The organism is Streptomyces sp. NPDC014656, from assembly GCF_043084305.1.
GTDB lineage: Bacteria > Actinomycetota > Actinomycetes > Streptomycetales > Streptomycetaceae > Streptomyces.
Genome location: NZ_JBIBZN010000010.1, coordinates 213240 through 229370 on the forward strand (window position 1 = coordinate 213240; position 16131 = coordinate 229370).

The 16131-nt window shown below is 73.7% G+C and carries 14 protein-coding genes; 6 read left to right on the forward strand and 8 right to left on the reverse strand.

Annotated features, from left to right (window positions below):
* Window positions 1-169: 169 nt before the first annotated feature.
* Window positions 170-1030 (forward strand): helix-turn-helix domain-containing protein, encoded by an 861-nt coding sequence (locus ACF1ED_RS23095; protein ID WP_391763313.1) that lies wholly within the window; start codon window positions 170-172, stop codon window positions 1028-1030.
* 286 nt (window positions 1031-1316) lie between these two features.
* The gene (locus tag ACF1ED_RS23100) at window positions 1317-1517 is read left to right on the forward strand and encodes a DUF397 domain-containing protein (protein ID WP_391763315.1); all 201 of its coding nucleotides are present in this window, start codon (window positions 1317-1319) and stop codon (window positions 1515-1517) included.
* Between the two features lie 124 nt (window positions 1518-1641).
* Here ACF1ED_RS23100 and ACF1ED_RS23105 read toward each other — a convergent pair whose 3' ends face one another.
* A complete protein-coding gene (locus tag ACF1ED_RS23105; RefSeq protein ID WP_391763317.1) occupies window positions 1642-2475 on the reverse strand; it encodes a hypothetical protein in 834 nt (277 codons plus the stop codon).
* Between the two features lie 85 nt (window positions 2476-2560).
* On the opposite strand from ACF1ED_RS23105, the gene ACF1ED_RS23110 reads away from it, so the two are divergent.
* Window positions 2561-3346 carry an SDR family oxidoreductase gene (locus ACF1ED_RS23110; RefSeq protein ID WP_391763319.1) on the forward strand — a complete coding sequence of 262 codons (786 nt, stop codon included), beginning with the start codon at window positions 2561-2563 and terminating at the stop codon, window positions 3344-3346.
* A gap of 15 nt (window positions 3347-3361) precedes the next feature.
* Here ACF1ED_RS23110 and ACF1ED_RS23115 read toward each other — a convergent pair whose 3' ends face one another.
* Complete coding sequence (locus ACF1ED_RS23115) at window positions 3362-4456, reverse strand: ADP-ribosylglycohydrolase family protein (RefSeq protein ID WP_391763321.1); 1095 nt, start codon at window positions 4454-4456, stop codon at window positions 3362-3364.
* A gap of 169 nt (window positions 4457-4625) precedes the next feature.
* Here ACF1ED_RS23115 and ACF1ED_RS23120 point away from each other — a divergent pair, with 169 nt between their 5' ends.
* Complete coding sequence (locus tag ACF1ED_RS23120) at window positions 4626-5693, forward strand: tyrosine-protein phosphatase (RefSeq protein ID WP_391763323.1); 1068 nt, start codon at window positions 4626-4628, stop codon at window positions 5691-5693.
* 6 nt (window positions 5694-5699) lie between these two features.
* Here ACF1ED_RS23120 and ACF1ED_RS23125 read toward each other — a convergent pair whose 3' ends face one another.
* On the reverse strand, window positions 5700-8255 hold the full coding sequence (locus tag ACF1ED_RS23125) for a bifunctional FO biosynthesis protein CofGH (RefSeq protein WP_391763524.1): 2556 nt from the start codon (window positions 8253-8255) through the stop codon (window positions 5700-5702).
* Between the two features lie 190 nt (window positions 8256-8445).
* Window positions 8446-9279, reverse strand: a complete 834-nt coding sequence (locus tag ACF1ED_RS23130; protein ID WP_391763325.1) for an LLM class F420-dependent oxidoreductase — start codon at window positions 9277-9279, stop codon at window positions 8446-8448.
* Between the two features lie 126 nt (window positions 9280-9405).
* On the opposite strand from ACF1ED_RS23130, the gene ACF1ED_RS23135 reads away from it, so the two are divergent.
* Window positions 9406-10188 (forward strand): GNAT family N-acetyltransferase, encoded by a 783-nt coding sequence (locus ACF1ED_RS23135; RefSeq protein WP_391763327.1) that lies wholly within the window; start codon window positions 9406-9408, stop codon window positions 10186-10188.
* On the opposite strand, the gene ACF1ED_RS23140 is transcribed toward ACF1ED_RS23135, so the two are convergent.
* Window positions 10136-10642, reverse strand: coding sequence for a GNAT family N-acetyltransferase (locus ACF1ED_RS23140; RefSeq protein ID WP_391763329.1), 507 nt, complete (start codon window positions 10640-10642; stop codon window positions 10136-10138). The genes ACF1ED_RS23135 and ACF1ED_RS23140 overlap by 53 nt on opposite strands.
* A gap of 58 nt (window positions 10643-10700) precedes the next feature.
* On the opposite strand from ACF1ED_RS23140, the gene ACF1ED_RS23145 reads away from it, so the two are divergent.
* The gene (locus ACF1ED_RS23145) at window positions 10701-10916 is read left to right on the forward strand and encodes a hypothetical protein (protein ID WP_391763331.1); all 216 of its coding nucleotides are present in this window, start codon (window positions 10701-10703) and stop codon (window positions 10914-10916) included.
* Between the two features lie 95 nt (window positions 10917-11011).
* Here ACF1ED_RS23145 and ACF1ED_RS23150 read toward each other — a convergent pair whose 3' ends face one another.
* The 3 genes from ACF1ED_RS23150 to ACF1ED_RS23160 all read right to left on the reverse strand — a co-directional run bounded on the left by ACF1ED_RS23150 (window position 11012) and on the right by ACF1ED_RS23160 (window position 15998).
* Window positions 11012-12577, reverse strand: coding sequence for an APC family permease (locus ACF1ED_RS23150; RefSeq protein ID WP_391763333.1), 1566 nt, complete (start codon window positions 12575-12577; stop codon window positions 11012-11014).
* Window positions 12578-12804: 227 nt separating this feature from the next.
* Complete coding sequence (locus ACF1ED_RS23155; RefSeq protein ID WP_391763335.1) at window positions 12805-14262, reverse strand: aldehyde dehydrogenase family protein; 1458 nt, start codon at window positions 14260-14262, stop codon at window positions 12805-12807.
* The gene (locus ACF1ED_RS23160) at window positions 14259-15998 is read right to left on the reverse strand and encodes an amidohydrolase family protein (protein ID WP_391763526.1); all 1740 of its coding nucleotides are present in this window, start codon (window positions 15996-15998) and stop codon (window positions 14259-14261) included. Before ACF1ED_RS23160 ends, ACF1ED_RS23155 begins: the two co-directional genes overlap by 4 nt.
* Between the last annotated feature and the right edge of the window lie 133 nt (window positions 15999-16131).

Here is a 16131-nt window from a genome sequence, read left to right on the forward strand (position 1 = left end):
CGGGAGCCGCACGAGGTGTGCGGGACGCCTCCGGGCGTCCCGCACATCCGCGTCCCCCGCACCGCGTTGTCGGGTTTTCCCAGCGCACGCGGCACCTTTGGTGGCAGTCTGCCAAGCAGTAGATACTCACAGCTACGCATCGCAGACAGCAGCCGGAGGTGCAGTTTCCGTGGCGTCCAGTGTCAACCCCACCGTCAGGCGACGCCGATTGGGCCAGGAGCTGCGCAAGCTCCGCGAGGGCAAGGGCATGACGGCCGAACAGGTCGCCGAGCGCCTCCTCGTCTCCCAGTCCAAGATCAGCCGGCTCGAGAACGGCCGCCGCTCCATCAGCCAGCGCGACGTGCGCGACCTGTGCGGGGTGTACGAGGTCGAGGACGAGGCCATGGTCAACTCCCTCATGCAGATGGCCAAGGACTCCCGGCAGCAGGGCTGGTGGCACGCCTTCGGCGACATCCCGTACAGCGTCTACATCGGCCTGGAGACGGACGCGCAGAGCCTGCGCGTCTACGAGCCGCAGATCATCCCCGGACTGCTCCAGACCCGCGCGTACGCCACCGCCGTCATCTCCGGCGCGCTGCCCGAGTCGACGCCCGCCGACATCGAGAAGCGGGCCACCGTCCGCACCCGCCGCCAGGAGCGGATCCGCGACGACGAACGTCCGCTGCGCCTGTGGGCGGTCATCGACGAGGCCGCGCTGCACCGGGTCGTCGGCAGCCGGCAGGTGATGGTCGAGCAGCTGGAGCACCTCGTCGAGCAGTCGCACCTGCCGCACGTGACCGTGCAGGTGCTGCCCTTCGACACGGGCGCGCACCCGGGCATCAGCGGCCAGTACTCGATCCTGGAGTTCCCGGACGCCTCCGACTCCAGCGTCGTCTACATCGAGGGCGTGACGAGCGACCTGTACCTGGAGAAGGGGCCGGACGTCTCGAAGTACAGCTACATGTACGAGCACCTGCGGGCGCAGGCGCTGGGCGTGGAGCAGACGCGGGACTTCGTGGCCGGCATCGCGAAGAAATACGCGCAGGGCTGACAGTCCCGGCAGTCGGGTCGGTTCCGGCACCAGGGGGCGGTCCCGGCACTCGGGACGGTTCCGGCAGGTCAGGCACGTGGAGACGGGTCGGACAGGTCTGAACCACAGGGGGCAGGTACGGTACACCCCCGACTCGGCCCGGCGGAAGCTCAGTTGGAATATGCCACCCGGTCGTGTGAACGCCGGTCCCGTCGCTCGGGACCGGCGAGTAGCGTCGATCAGGCCGGTGGAGACAACCCCGGCGACGATCCCGACGCCTTCGGGCAGAACCGGAGTTGAGCACATCATGGCCATCATCCAGGGTGCCACCGACAACTGGACCAAGTCCTCCTACTCCGGCGGCAACGGCGCCTGCGTCGAGGTGAAGTCCCCGGTCGTCGCCGCCATCGCCGTCCGCGACTCCAAGGCTCCCGAGGGTCCGGCCCTCTCTTTCGGACCGGGATCGTGGAACGCCTTCGTCGGCCAGGTGAGCGACGGGGCCCTCTGAGGTCCGCAGAACCCTTCGCACCACGTGCGGTAACCGCACCACGTGCAGCACCGCCCTCTCGTCCGGTCCGCCGTCCTGGCCGAGAGGGCTCGCTCATGTCCGGGACCGGGCTTCCGGGCCCCCTCTAGCGCAGCCGGTCCACGTACGTGTCCGTGCCCGGCACGGTCGGGACGAAGGGGGCCACCAGCTCCACCCGCCCCGCCTCGCCCGCGAGGCCGCCCAGGTCCGCGAAGTGGCCGGCCCAGCAGTCGCGCGGGTCCCGCTCCAGGAACCAGAGCAGGGTGAGCCGGGTGTCGCCCCCTTCCACCTGCTTCACGTACGTCATGCGGTCGCCGGGCAGCGGCGTCGGGCGGAAGACGGTGACCATCGCCGCCGGTGAACCCGCCAGCCGGCGGGGGAGCTCGCGGGCGGCGAGCCGTTCGAGGAGGGCCGCCCGCTCCCCGGGCCCGGCGCAGTCCACGACCTGGAGGATCAGCCCCGCGTAGGGGTGGTCGAGGGCGTGGAAGTCGCGCGGGCCGGCCGCCCCATCCCGGTACACCGTCGTCTCGTGGTCCTGGAAGGACGTGAAGACGTGGGTGCGGTCGTGGTAGACCCGGGCGTCGCGGTTGAGCCGCTTGTTGATGGCGACGGTCCACTTCATGTGCTCGTCGTAGCGGCCGTCGGTGATCCAGTACGTGGAGAGGTAGCAGCCGGCGGTGACCGGCTGCGCGACGGCGGACTTCTCGGGGGTCCGGAGCTCCTGGAGGTCGCGGGTGGCGACCCAGCGGCGGCCCGCGTACATCCAGGGCATCGCCATCGCGCCGGCGTAGTAGTGGTCGTCCTCGTACCAGCGGTTGTACGCGTACTCGTGGCCCGGGTGCGGCTCGACCATGGTGATCAGGGCGTGGCCCGGGCGGACCCCGTACGGCCCCGTGGCGGCCAGCTCCCCGTACCCCTCGGCACCTTCGGCAGCGCTCATCGCCGTCGTCTCCCTTCCCTGTGCGGCTCGGGGCACCTACTCTGACGGACCGTCAGATAAGTGGCCAGAGGCGGGAGGCACCCGGATGCTGCTCCAGGGGAAGACGGTCGTCGTGTCGGGCGTCGGGACCGGACTCGGCCACCGGGTGGCGGAGGCGGTGGTGCGGGAGGGGGGCAACGCGGTCCTCGGCGCCCGCACCGGGGCCAACCTCGCCAAGACCGCCGCCGCGATCGACCCGGCGGGCGGGCGCACCGCCCTGCTCGCCACCGACATCACCGACGAGGCGCAGTGCGAGGCGCTGGCCGCGCTCGCCGTCGAGCGGTTCGGCGCGATCGACGCCGTCGTGCAGGTCGCCGCCTGGGACTCGTACTTCGGCGGGCTCGCCGACGCGGACTTCGCCAGTTGGCAGGGCGTCCTCGACGTCAACCTGCTCGGGACGCTGCGGATGACCCGGGCCTGCCTGCCGGCGCTGCGGGCGGCGGGCGGCGGAGCGGTCGTCTTCATCGGCACCCAGTCGGCCGTCGCCGCGCCGACCCAGGTGCGGCAGGCCGCGTACGCCGCTTCCAAGGGGGCGCTGACCTCGGCGATGTACTCGCTGGCCCGGGAGCTGGGGCCGGACCGGATCCGGGTCAACACGGTGCTGCCCGGCTGGATGTGGGGACCGCCGGTCGAGGCCTTCGTCCGCTTCACGGCGCAGACGGAGGGGGCGGAGGAGGCGGAGGTCCTCGGGCGGCTCGCCTCGCGCATGGCGCTGCCGGAGCTGGCCACGGACGCGGACGTCGCGGACGCCGTCGCCTTCCTCGCCTCGCCGCGGGCCCGCGCGATCACGGGGCAGTCGCTGCTGGTCAACGCGGGCGAGCTGATGCGGTGACGGCGCCACCCGGCCTCACGAGGCCGGGTAGCGGGCGTGCCAGGTCGGGGTGTGGAGGGTGCTGGACTGGGTGAGCTCCATGGCGAAGTCGTCGGAGAGCTCCAGCAGCGTCGCGCGGCCCTCCAGCGCCGCCAGCCAGGCCGGCGGGAGGGCCGTCTCGCCGTGCTGGGCGCCCAGCAGCGCGCCGGTGACCGCCGCCGTGACGGCCGAGGGGCCGTCGTGGTTGACGGCCAGGCGCAGTCCGTGGCGGACGTCCTCGCCGACCAGGGCGCAGTAGACGGCCGCCGCCAGCTGTCCCTCCGCGCGGTCCTCGCCTGCGCCGAGGGCGGTGACGCGGTCCGCGTCGGGGACGCCCTCGCGCACCGCCGCGAGCGCGCGCGTCAGCGCCCCGGTCACCGGCTCGTGGCCGGGGCGGGCGGCCAGCAGGCCCAGGGCCGTACCGGCGGCGGCCTCGACGGAGGCGCCGCGGGCCACGCCGTGGACGGTGACGGCGAGCGCGCCGGCCGCGAGGGTCGCTGCGGGCGCGCCGTGCGTCTGGGCGGCGCACTCGACGGCCAGCTGGCAGACCAACTGCGGCTCCCAGCCGACGAGCAGGCCGAGCGGCGCGGAGCGGGCGAGCGCGCCGGAGTCGCCGGCGTCGGGGTTCTTGGGCTGGTCGAGGGTGCCGAGCCGGTCGTCGCCGAGGCCGGTGAGGCAGGCGCGGGCGGGCCGGCGGCGGGCGTAGAGCCACTCCTGGCGGCCGAGCCAGCCGTTGTCGCGGCGCCGTTCGTCGGGGCCCCAGTCGCGCTGGGTGGCGGCCCAGCGCAGGTGGGCGCGGTGGACGTCGCTGGGCGGGTGCCAGACGCCGGTGTCGCGGCGGACGTGGGCGCGGATGAGGCCGTCCACGGTGAAGAGGCTCATCTGGGTGGCGGCGGTGACGGGCAGGGTGCCGTCGGGGGGTTCGGCGAGACCCGCCTCGCCGTGCGCCGTGCGGATCTCCTGGAGCGTGCGGTCGTGCACGCCCGCGCCGACCGCGTCGCCGACGGCCGCGCCGAGCAGGCAGCCGCGGACGCGCGAGCGGAAGTCCTGCTGTTCGGTGCGGCCCCACACGGCCGCGGCAGTGGTGGTCACGACGTGCCCTCCCCCGTCCGAGGTCCCGCTCTCTCACCGGTCTCCGCAGCACTGTAATCGACCGGGTGTGGCCGTTCGGGGGTCAGAACCTTATGTGATCGGACGCCCTTCAGGCCGCTTTTGACCACAGTTCACCCGAGCTTCGCCGTTGGCCTGAACCATCCGCCGCATGACCCCCGTGACACGAGTCAAGTACTCCGCCGCCGCGTCGGCCGCCGCCCTCCTCCTCGGCCTGGCCGCGCCCACGGCCTCCGCGCACCCGGCCTCAGCGCACCGCGTCCCCTTCACCGCCGCCACCGTCACCGACCACGCCGACGGCACCTCCACCATCAGCTGGGACGCGCCCGGCACCCACCGCGTGACCGTCCGCTCCGAGGGCCGCACGGTCGCGCGCGGCGGCTCCGCCGGCTCGGTCACCGTCCCGACCCGCGCCGGCGCCGACCGCCACTGGTTCGACCTGGTGCCCGACCGCGGTACGCCGCTCCGCCTCGCCGACCGGCTGATACGGCTCCAGGGCACGGTCAACTTCCGTGACGCGGGCGGCTACCGCACCCGCGACGGGCAGTGGGTGCGGATGGGCGAGGTCTACCGGTCCGACGCGCTCGACCGGCTCACCGACGCCGACCTCGCCAAGCTGCGGCGCCTCGGCGTCCGCACCGTCCTCGACCTGCGCATGGAGTCCGAGCGGACCGCCGCCCCCGACCGCGTCCCGGCGGGCGCGACGCACGTCGTCGCCGACGTCCTGGCCGGCGGCGGCGGCTTCACCTCGATGCCGGCCACCCCGGCCGGGACCGAGGCGATGATGACCGGGGGCAACCGCTTCATGGTGAGCGGGGACACGGCGAGGACCGCGTACGCCGCCGTCCTCGACGAGATCGCCGACGGCGGCGGTGACGGTGACGGGGTCGTCTTCCACTGCACGGCCGGCAAGGACCGCACCGGCTGGGCCGAGGCCGCGCTGCTCACCGCCCTCGGCGTCCCCGAGGAGACGGTCATGGCCGACTACCTCGCCAGCAGCACCTACCGGGCCGCCGCCGACGAGGCCGTCCTCTCCCACCTGCCGCCCGCCCAGGCCGCCGTCTACAAGCCGCTCCTGGACGTCCGCCCCGGCTATCTGAACGCCTCCTTCGACGAGGTGCGCGAGGAGTTCGGCTCCTTCCGCGCCTACCTCCGCCAGGGCGTGGCGGTCGACGCCCACCAGCTCAAGGCCCTCAAGCGCGACCTGCTGGTGGGCTGACCCGGCTCAGCCCTCGACCACCGGCAGCAGCTCCGGCAGGTGGCCGTCCGAGGCGCGGGCCGCCGCCTGCCGCTCGGCGGGGACCTCGCCGTACAGGGTGGTGCGGGGGCGGGAGGGGCGGCCGGCGGCCTCGGCGATCGCCTCCAGGTCGCGGATCGAGCGGTACGAGCCGTAACTCGACCCGGCCATGCGGGAGATGGTCTCCTCCATCAGGGTGCCGCCGAGGTCGTTGGCACCGGAGCGGAGCATCTCGGCGGCGCCCTCCGCGCCCAGCTTCACCCAGCTGGTCTGGATGTTGGGGATGTGCGGGTGGAGCAGGAGGCGGGCCATCGCCGTGACCGCGCGGTTGTCGCGGACCGTCGGGCCGGGGCGGGCGATGCCGGCGAGGTAGACGGGGGCGTTGGTGTGGATGAAGGGGAGGGTCACGAACTCCGTGAAGCCGCCGGTCCGCCGCTGGACGGAGGCGAGGGTGCGGAGGTGGCCGAGCCAGTGGCGGGGCTGGTCGACGTGGCCGTACATCATCGTCGAGCTCGACCGCAGGCCCAGCTCGTGCGCGGTGGTGACGACCTCGATCCAGGTGGCGGTGGGCAGCTTGCCCTTGGTGAGCACCCAGCGGACCTCGTCGTCGAGGATCTCGGCGGCCGTGCCCGGGATCGAGTCGAGCCCGGCCTCCTTCGCCGCCGTCAGCCACTCGCGGATCGACAGGCCGGTGCGGCTGGCGCCGTTGACGACCTCCATCGGGGAGAAGGCGTGCACGTGCATGCCGGGGACCCGCTCCTTCACGGCCCGGGCGATGTCGAAGTACGCGGTGCCGGGCAGGTCCGGGTGGATGCCGCCCTGCATGCAGACCTCGACCGCGCCGACCTCCCACGCCTGCCGGGCGCGGTCGGCGACCTGGTCGAGGGAGAGGGTGTAGGCGTCGGCGTCGGTCCGGCGCTGGGCGAAGGCGCAGAAGCGGCAGCCGGTGTAGCAGACGTTGGTGAAGTTGATGTTCCGGGTGACGATGTACGTCACCTCGTCGCCGACCACCGACTTCCGCAGGTCGTCCGCGACCGCGCACAGCGCGTCGAGCGCCGGGCCGTCGGCGTGGAAGAGGGCGAGGGCCTGCGCGTCGGTGAGCTTCTCCGGGTCCTCGGCGGCGACCCGGAGGGCCTCGCGGACGTCGGCGTCGATCCGCTCGGGGACCGCGTCGGGCGCCATGCCGGGGGCGGCGGCCTCCCGCAGCGCCCCCCAGTCGCCGTACACCTCGTCGAAGTCCTCGCGCCGGTCGCCCGTACGGCCCTCGGTGTCGATGGTCGCGTGCAGGTCGGTGCGGCCCGAGGCGGCGAAGGTCTCGTCCGGCTCCTGCCACGGCAGGCCGCGGACCACCGCGTCCGGGTTCGCGAGGCCGGTCTCCGGGTCGGCGAGGGCGCGGACGTGCGGCATGATCCGCGGGTCCAGCCAGGGCTCGCCGCGCTTCACGAACTCCGGGTAGACGCAGAGCCGTTCGCGCAGCTCGAAGCCGGCGGCGGCGGAGCGCTCGGCGAGTTCGCCGATCCGCGGCCAGGGGCGTTCCGGGTTGACGTGGTCGATGGTCAGCGGGGAGACGCCGCCCCAGTCGTCGATGCCGGCGGCGATCAGCCGCTCGTACTCCGCGTCCACCAGGTTCGGCGGCGCCTGGAGGCAGGCGGAGGGGCCCATGATGAGCCGGGCGACGGCCACCGCCGCGACGAGGTCGTCGAGTTCGGCGTCGGGCATCGAGCGCATCGCCGTGTCCGGCTTGGCCCGGAAGTTCTGGATGATCAGTTCCTGGATGCCGTGGTAGGCGCGGGCGGTCCGGCGCAGCGCGAACAGCGACTCCGCCCGCTCCTCGTACGTCTCCCCGATGCCGAGGAGCAGCCCCGAGGTGAAGGGGACGGACGAACGGCCCGCGTCCTCCAGCACCCGCAGCCGCACGGCCGGTTCCTTGTCCGGCGAGCCGAAGTGCGGGCCGCCGGGCTCGGACCAGAGGCGGGTGGCGGTGGTCTCCAGCATCATCCCCATCGACGGGGCGACGGGCTTGAGCCGCTGGAAGTCCGTCCACGACAGGACGCCCGGGTTGAGGTGCGGCAGGAGGCCGGTCTCCTCCAGGATCCGCACCGACATCGCCCGCACGTACGCGAGGGTGTCGTCGTAGCCGTGCGCGTCCAGCCACTCGCGCGCCTCCGGCCAGCGGTCCTCCGGCTTGTCGCCGAGCGTGATCAGCGCTTCCTTGCAGCCGAGCGCGGCGCCGCGCCGGGCGATGTCCAGGACCTCGTCCGGGGACAGGAACATGCCGTGGCCCTCGCGCCGCAGCTTCCCCGGCACGGTGACGAAGGTGCAGTAGTGGCACTTGTCACGGCAGAGCCGGGTGAGGGGTATGAACACGCTCTTCGAGTACGTGATCACCCCCGGCCGCCCGGCGGCCTCCAGACCGGCGTCCCGCACCCGCCCCGCGACGGCCACCAGTTCCGCCAGGTCTTCGCCGCGCGCCCGCAGCAGCACCGCCGCCTCGCCCGCGTCGAGCGCGACGCCGTCCCGCGCGCGCCGCAGCGCGCGGCGCATCGCGTTCCTGGTCGGGGGCACGGTCCGCCGCCCCCCGCTGTGCCGGTCGGCCTGCTGGTCGGCCCGGTGGTCGTCCTGCTGGTCAGCCTGCTGGTCGGCCCGGTGGTCGGCCTGGTGGTCCGTCATGTACCGAGCATACGAGCGGCCCCCGGGGGCGGAAGAGGCATCCCCGCCACCTGCCGCGCGCCCGTCACCGCAGGTACTCCGCGTACCCGTCCAGCACCCGCAGCACCTCGTCCTCGCCGGCCGGCGGCAGCTGGAGGACGGTCTCCTCGCAGCCGAGCTCCGCGTAGTGGGCGAGCTTGCCGGCGCTCGGCAGGACGGCGTACGGCACGACCTGGAGGTCCTTCGGGTCGCGCCCGGCCCGCTCCCACTCGGCGCGGAGCACCGGCAGGGACGCCGACAGGCCGTGCCCGCCGATCGGCATCCAGCCGTCCGCCTGCCCGGCGACGGCCGCGAACAGCTTCGGCCCCGCGGCCCCGCCGAGGAGCACGCGCGGCGCCCCGCCGGCCGGCTTGGGCCACGCCTCGGAGGCGCGCACGGAGTACCCGTGCTCCCCTTCGTACGCCGTCGGCTCCGGCGCCCACAGGGCCCGCATCAGCGCCAGCCGGTCCCCCACCAGCTCCCGCCGCGTGCCCCAGGCGACGCCGTGGTCGGCGGCCTCCTCCTTGTTCCAGCCGTAGCCGAGGCCGAGGGTGAAGCGGCCGCCCGAGAGGTGGTCGAGGGTCGCGATCTGCTTCGCGAGGGCGATCGGGTCGTGCTGCGCGAGCAGCGTGATCCCGGTCCCGAGCGCGAGCCGCCCGGTCACGGCGGCGGCCTGCGCGAGCGCGACGAAGGGGTCCAGGGTCCGCGCGTACTCGCGCGGGAGCCCGCCGCCCCCGGGGTAGGGCGTGGTCCGCTCGACGGGGATGTGGGTGTGCTCGGGGAGGTAGAGCCCGGCGAAGCCGCGCTCCTCCAGCTCGCGGGCGAGCCGCACGGGCGAGATGGTCTCGTCGGTCAGGAAGATCGTGGTCGAGATCCGCATGGGGGCACGCTAGGGGCTCCGGCCCGGGATTCCGAGACCTCCGACGCCGCCGGCGGCGCGAAATCCGCGTGCCCGCGGCGCGAAATCCGGGTGCCCGCCGCCCCCGCCGCCCCTACGGTGGCGCGCGTGCTGAATCGAATCGAGGCGTACTACGACGCCGTGCCCCGCTCCTCCGCCCGCGCGGAGGACTTCGGACCGCTGACCTTCTTCGTGCGGGAGGGCGCCGACGGCTGGCCGTTCTACGCACGCCCGACGCTCGGTCACGCCGGCGGGGCGTCGGTGGCGGACGTCGAGGGGGTGCGGGCCCGGCAGCGGGAGCTGGGGCTGCCGGAGGCCTTCGAGTGGGTGGACGAGACGACCCCCGGGCTGCGCGCGGCCGTGGCGGCGAGCGGGCTCGTGGTGCACGCGCATCCGCTGATGGTGCTGGACGGCGAGCCGCTCGCCGTCCCGGAACCCGTCGACGCCGTCGTACGGACCGTCGGCGCCGCCGACCCCCGGCTCGCGGACGCCGTCGCCGCCCCGTACGCGGCCTTCGGGGCCGTTCCGGGGCCGGGCGACGCCCGGCGGGTCGGTGACCGGATCACGGCCGGTCTGACCGTCCTCGCGGCCGCCTTCGACGCGGCGGGCGGGGAGGCGCTGGCGGGCGGCCAGGTCCAGCCCGTCGGGGACGTGGCGGAGGTCGTGGGGGTCGGCACCCGGCCGGGCGCCCGCCGGCGCGGCCTGGGCCTCGCGGTGACCGCCGCGCTGGTCGCGGAGGCCCGGTCGCGCGGGGTCGGCCTCGTCTTCCTGACGGCCTCGGACGCGTCCGTGGAGCGCCTCTACGCCCGCCTCGGCTTCCGCACGGTCGCCACGGCCCTCATCGCGGAGGCGCCGGAGGAACCGGAGCCGTCGGCGGCACCGGCTTCCTGACCATGAACACGTCCACCGCGTCCTCCGCCTCCCGCACGAACCCCTCCCGCTCGTAGAGGCGGCGGGCCGGGCTGCCCCGCAGGACTTCGAGCCGGACGGGGACGGACCGCTCGTCGGCCCCGGCCAGGAGGTGGCGCAGGACGGCGGTGCCCAGGCCCCGGCCCTGGAGGGCGGGCACCAGCAGGAAGTGCTCCAGGCGGAGGGCGTCGCCGTCCGGGCGGAGCGTGACGCATCCGGCGAGGGCGTGGCCCGGGGTCTCGATCACCGAGGTGTGCGCGGGCGAGAACCCGTCCCGCAGCCGCTGCCGCACCCGGTGCCCGTCGTAGCGGCCGAGCCGCTCCAGGTCGGCGCGCATGACCACCGCCCGCAGGTCGGCGATGGCCTCGACGTCCCCGGGCCGGCCCGGTCGCAGCCGCCAGCCCCCGTTCCCGTACCCCTCGCGCCCTTCGTCCATGGCGTGATCGTAGGGAGCGGTTCGTAACCGCCCCCGGCCGGGTCGCGTTGGACCGGCCATGAAGAGGATCCTCACCGCAGCCGCCCTGACCGCCTTCGCCGCCACCGCCGGCCTCGCCTCCGCCGGGAGCGCGGCGGCCGACACCGGCGGCATGAACCTCCCGTCCGTCGTCCCCCTCAGCGGCGTCCTGAACCCCAAGCCGAAGCCCCCGGCCGCCGCCGACCTCCCCGCCGCCAACAAGGCCGTGGAGGGGCTGCTGCCCGGCAGGCACTGACCCCGGCCGGGAACGGACGAAAGCGGCGGTACCCCCCACGGGACCGCCGCTTTCGCGTTTCTGGGTGACTCAGGAGCGCGTACGGACGCGCCGGGTCAGTCGGCGACCACCAGGGACGGCGTCTCCTTCGTCAGGACCTCGCCGCGGAAGAAGGCGGGGCTGCGGCGCTGCATGACCAGCATGATGACCGCGCCGAGGAGGAGGAGGCCGACGGCGATGACGAAGACGGAGCCGACGCCGAAGACGGCGGAGCCGGAGCCGTAGGCCGGGTCCCACATGTCGTAGAGGGTCTTGCCGAAGACCGCCGTGAGCATGGTGCCGCCGAGGGCCGGCATGAGGCCCTTGAAGGCGAAGTCGCGGAAGGAGCGGAAGAGCTCGGCGCGGAAGTACCAGACGCAGGCGAAGGCGGTGATGCCGTAGTAGAAGCAGATCATCAGGCCGAGCGCGTAGATGGTGTCGACCAGGACGTGCTCGCTGACCAGGGTCATCACGGTGTAGAAGGCGCCGGTGGCGACGCCCGCGACGACGGTGGCCTTGCCGGGCGTCTTGAAAACCGGGTGGACCTTGGTGAAGGACTTCGGCAGCGCCTCGTACGTGGACATGGCGAGGACCGTGCGGGCGACCGGGATGAAGGTGGTCTGGAGGCTCGCGGCGGCGGAGGCCAGGACGGCGACGAAGAGGAAGACGCCGAGGACGGGGCCCATGACGGGGCCGGCGAGGGCGGCGAAGACGTTGTCGGAGGTCTCCGGGTTGGCGAGGCCGAGGCCCTGGTCGCCGGAGCCGACGGCCATCTGCGCGGCGATGCCGGTGGCGAGGTAGGAGCCGACCAGGACGACCATCGCGATGAGCGCGGCGCGGCCGGGGGTCTTCTCGCTGCCGGTGGTCTCCTCGTTGGTCGCCATGCAGGCGTCCCAGCCCCAGTACATGAAGATCGAGAGGGAGAGGCCGGCGGTGAAGGCGGCGAAGGACTGGACCGCGAAGGGGTTCATCCAGGACCAGGAGAAGTCGACCGAGGTCTCGAAGGAGCCGGCCTTGCTCAGGGCCAGGGCGACGAAGACGGCGAGGACGACGAGCTGGAGGCCGACGAGGGTGTACTGGACGCCCTTGGTGGCCGTCATGCCGCGGTAGCTGATCGCGGTGGCAGTGGCGATGAGGGCGAGGCAGGTGAGGATGTGGACGGCCTTGTTGTCGTCCAGGGCGGCGATCGACTCGCTGCCGGTGATCTCGCCCGCGAGGAGCCAGAAGTACGAGGTGGCGACGCCGGCCAGGTTGGAGAGCACGATGATCGTGGCGATCACCAGGCCCCAGCCGCACATCCAGCCGATCTTGGGGCCGAAGGCCTTCACGGTCCAGGTGAAGGAGGTGCCGCAGTCCGGCATGGCCTTGTTGAGCTCCCGGTACGCGAAGGCGACGAGGAGCATCGGGAGGAAGCCCGCGAGGAAGACGGCGGGCATCTGGAGGCCGACCTCGCCGGCCGTGGAGCCGAGCGTGGAGGTCAGGCAGTAGACCGGGGCGACGGTGGATATGCCGATGATCGCGTTGCCGAAGAGGCCGACGGAGTTGCCGCCGAGGCCCTTCTTGCGCACGCCGTGCGTGTCCCCCGGGGCGTTCTCGCCCCTTACCGTGTCTCCGGCCTGGGGCCGTACGTCCACCTGAGTCATGAACAGGACGTTAAATGCTGCGGTTTCCTTATCCGGAGCGCTTGACTCCGCTCAAGTGATCGATCATGACCTTGCATTGCGAGGGCAGATCGGGGCACTCGCCAATGATTGAAAGATCGACCAACCCGACGGACCGACCAACTGGTAGGTCGGCCGTCGGGTGTCCGATATGCGGGAACCGCAGCAGTGCCCCGAATGTCGGGTTTCAAATTTTCCCGTGCGACTTTTCAGCCGGGCCAGACCACCGCCTGGAGCTCGCTGTAGGCGTGCAGCGCGTACGAGCCCACGTCCCGCCCCACGCCGCTCTTCTTGAAGCCGCCGAAGGGCGCCTCCATGTTCCGGCCGATGGTGTTGATCCCCACCCCGCCGGCCCGCAGCCGGGCCGCGATCCGGAAGGCGCGGGCGACGTCGCCGGACCACACGTAGTCGAGCAGGCCGTAGTCGCTGTCGTTGGCGAGCGCGATCCCCTCCTCCTCGTCGTCGAAGGGGACGACCACGACGACCGGGCCGAAGATCTCCTCGCGCACCACCCGCATCTCGTTGGTGCAGTCGGCGAGCAGCGTCGGCGCCACGTAGAAGCCGCGCGCGAGGTCCGGGCGCTCGCCGCCCGTCACGATCCGCGCCCCCTCCTTGCGGCCCAGTTCCACATAGGACTCCACCCGGTCCCGGTGGGCCGCCGAGATCACCGGCCCGACGACCGTGCCCCGCTCCGCCGGGTCCCCCACCTTCAGGTGCCCGGCGTAGGCGGCCAGCTTCCCGACCAGCCGCTCGTAGATCCCGCGCTGGGCGAGGACCCGGGTCGGGGCGGTGCAGATCTGGCCGCTGTAGAAGGAGAAGGTGGTGCCGATGCCCATGACCGCCGAGTCCAGGTCGGCGTCGTCGAGGACGAGCGCGGCGCCCTTCCCGCCCAGCTCCATCAGCTGCCGCTTCATGGCGCGGCCGCAGACCTCGCCGATGGCCTGGCCCACGGCGGTGGAGCCGGTGAAGGAGACCATGTCGACGTCCGGGGAGTCGACGGCCGCCTCGCCCACGGCGGGCGCCGAGCCGGTGACCAGGTTGACCACGCCGGGCGGGGCGCCGGCCTCCTCCAGGGCGCGGACCATGGCGAAGACGGACAGCGGGTCCTGCGGGGCGGGCTTCACGAGGACGGTGTTGCCCATGGCGAGCGCGGGCGCGATCTTGCCGGCCGGGTTGGCCCAGGGGTTGTTGTACGAGGTGACGCAGGTGACGACGCCGACCGGGCGGCGTACCGCGACCGCCCCGAAGACGCCGGCCCTCCCCATCGGGCCGGCCTCGTTGATCTGCGGCGGCAGGGCCTCCTCGACCGGCTCCAGGGCGCCGCGCGCGTACCGCCGGAAGCGGGAGGAGCCGACGGCGACCTGCATGCCGCGGGCGGTGGCGGTGGTGGCGCCGGTCTCGGCGCGGGCGAGGAGGGTGTGCGCGTCGGCGTCCCGGGCCATGATCGCGGCGGCCCGGTCGAGGATCGCGGCGCGCTCCTCGGGCCTCGTCCGGGACCAGGGCCCGAAGGCCTCGCGGGCGGCGGCGGCCGCCTCGTACACCTGGGCCCGGGAGGCCTCGGGGGCGAGGCCGACGACCTCCTCGGTGGCCGGGTTCACCACCTCGTAGTGGCCGCCGTCGGGTTCGGTCCACGCGCCGCCGACGTACAGCTTCTCGCGGATCGTCATCGGGTGCTCACCGTCCTCGTGTCGCGGCCCGAGCGCAGGACGCGCCCGGGTGTCGCCCCGGTCACCTCGTCGTCGCGGACCGTCTCCACGCCGTTGACGCGGACGGAGACGATGCCGACCGCGCGGGAGTCGAGGCGCGGGCTGTCGCCGGGCAGGTCGTGGACGAGGGTCGCCGGGCCCGCGTCGATCCGCTCGGGGTCGAAGAGGACCAGGTCGGCGTGGAAGCCCTCGGCGATCCGGCCCCGCTCGCGGAGCCCGAAGAGCCGGGCCGGGTCGTCGCTGAGCATCTTCACGGCCCGCTCCAGCGGCACCAGCCTCCGGCCGCGCAGGCAGTCGCCGAGGAAGCGGGTGGTGTACGGGGCTCCGCACATCCGGTCCAGGTGGGCGCCGGCGTCGGAGCCGCCGAGGAGGACGTCCTCGTGGTCCCAGGTCTCGCGGCGCAGTGCCCAGGAGGCCGGGTCGTTGTCGCTCGGCATCGGCCACAGGACGGTCTTCAGGTCGTCGTTGGCGCAGATCTCGACGAGGCACTGGAAGGCGTCCTGGCCGCGCCGGGCGGCGATGTCCTCCACGACCCGGCCGGTCAGGCCCTCGTTCTCGCGGCTGTAGGTGTCGCCGATGACGTACCGGCCGAAGTGGGCGAGGCGGCGGAAGACGCCGGCCTCCTTGGAGTCGGCGCGGCGGAGCATCTCTGCGCGCACGTCGGGGTCGCGGAGCTTCGCGATCCGTTCGGGGACGGGCAGGGCCAGGATCTCGCCCCAGCCGGGGATGAGGTTGAGGGCGCAGAAGGTGCCGAGGGACATGTTCATGGGGGTGAGGATCGGCATGGTGAGGGCGACGATCCGGCCGCCGGACTTGCGGGCCCGCTCGGAGGCGGTGAGCTGGCGGGGGACGCGTTCGGGGACGGCGGCGTCGATGGTGAGGACGTTCCAGTTCAGCGGGCGGCCGGCGGCGGCCGTCATCTCGACGAAGAGGTCGATCTCGGCGTCGGAGAACTGGTCGAGGCAGCCGGCGAGGATGGCCTCGATCTGGGTGCCCTCGTGTTCGCCGACCGCCTTGGAGAGGGCGATCAGCTCGGCGGGGGCGGCGTGCCGGGAGGCGACGGGGGCGCCGTCGCCGTCGGAGTGGGTGGACGACTGGGTGGTGGACAGGCCCCAGGCGCCGGCCTCCATGGCCTCCTTGAGGAGGGCGGTCATCCGGGCGAGCTGCTCGTCGGTGGGCTGCCCGCCGACGGCGTCCTCGCCCATCACGTACCGGCGCAGGGCGCAGTGGCCGACCATGAAGCCGGCGTTGACGGCGATCCGGCCCTCCAGGGCGTCCAGGTACTCGCCGAAGGAGGACCAGCTCCAGTCGACGCCCTCTTCGAGGGCCTTGAGCGCCATGCCCTCGACCTTGGACATCATGCGGCGGGTGTAGTCGGCGTCCTCGGGCCGGTCGGGGTGGAGCGGGGCGAGGGTGAAGCCGCAGTTGCCGCCGGCGACGGTGGTGACGCCGTGGTTCATGGAGGGGGTGGCGTACGGGTCCCAGAAGAGCTGGGCGTCGTAGTGGGTGTGCGGGTCGACGAAGCCGGGGGCGAGGACGAGGCCGGTGGCGTCCTCGGTGGTGCGGGCGGGTTCGGTGACGGTGCCGGGCTCGGCGATGACGGCGACGCGGCCGTCCCGCAGTCCGACGTCGGCGGTACGGGCGGGGGCGCCGGTGCCGTCCACGACGGTGGCGCCCGTGATGAGGTGGTCGAGCATGACGATCCCTTTCTGCACGGGGGTGTTCCGCGCGGGAACGCGGATGCGCCCCGGACCGGTGCCGCCGCGGGGGCTCCGGCCGGGGCTGCGCGGGCGGCGGTCCGGGAAGACGCCGCCCACGTGGGGGCACCCC

Bases quoted from the DNA above. Each gene is read 5' to 3' on its own strand.
- ACF1ED_RS23100 (WP_391763315.1), top strand. From the start codon at position 1,317: ATGGCCATCATCCAGGGTGCCACCGACAACTGGACCAAGTCCTCCTAC.
- ACF1ED_RS23105 (WP_391763317.1), bottom strand. From the start codon at position 2,475: ATGAGCGCTGCCGAAGGTGCCGAGGGGTACGGGGAGCTGGCCGCCACG.
- ACF1ED_RS23110 (WP_391763319.1), top strand. From the start codon at position 2,561: ATGCTGCTCCAGGGGAAGACGGTCGTCGTGTCGGGCGTCGGGACCGGA.
- ACF1ED_RS23120 (WP_391763323.1), top strand. From the start codon at position 4,626: ATGACCCCCGTGACACGAGTCAAGTACTCCGCCGCCGCGTCGGCCGCC.
- ACF1ED_RS23125 (WP_391763524.1), bottom strand. From the start codon at position 8,255: ATGCGCCGCGCGCTGCGGCGCGCGCGGGACGGCGTCGCGCTCGACGCG.
- ACF1ED_RS23130 (WP_391763325.1), bottom strand. From the start codon at position 9,279: ATGCGGATCTCGACCACGATCTTCCTGACCGACGAGACCATCTCGCCC.
- ACF1ED_RS23140 (WP_391763329.1), bottom strand. From the start codon at position 10,642: ATGGACGAAGGGCGCGAGGGGTACGGGAACGGGGGCTGGCGGCTGCGA.
- ACF1ED_RS23145 (WP_391763331.1), top strand. From the start codon at position 10,701: ATGAAGAGGATCCTCACCGCAGCCGCCCTGACCGCCTTCGCCGCCACC.
- ACF1ED_RS23150 (WP_391763333.1), bottom strand. From the start codon at position 12,577: ATGACTCAGGTGGACGTACGGCCCCAGGCCGGAGACACGGTAAGGGGC.
- ACF1ED_RS23155 (WP_391763335.1), bottom strand. From the start codon at position 14,262: ATGACGATCCGCGAGAAGCTGTACGTCGGCGGCGCGTGGACCGAACCC.
- ACF1ED_RS23160 (WP_391763526.1), bottom strand. From the start codon at position 15,998: ATGCTCGACCACCTCATCACGGGCGCCACCGTCGTGGACGGCACCGGC.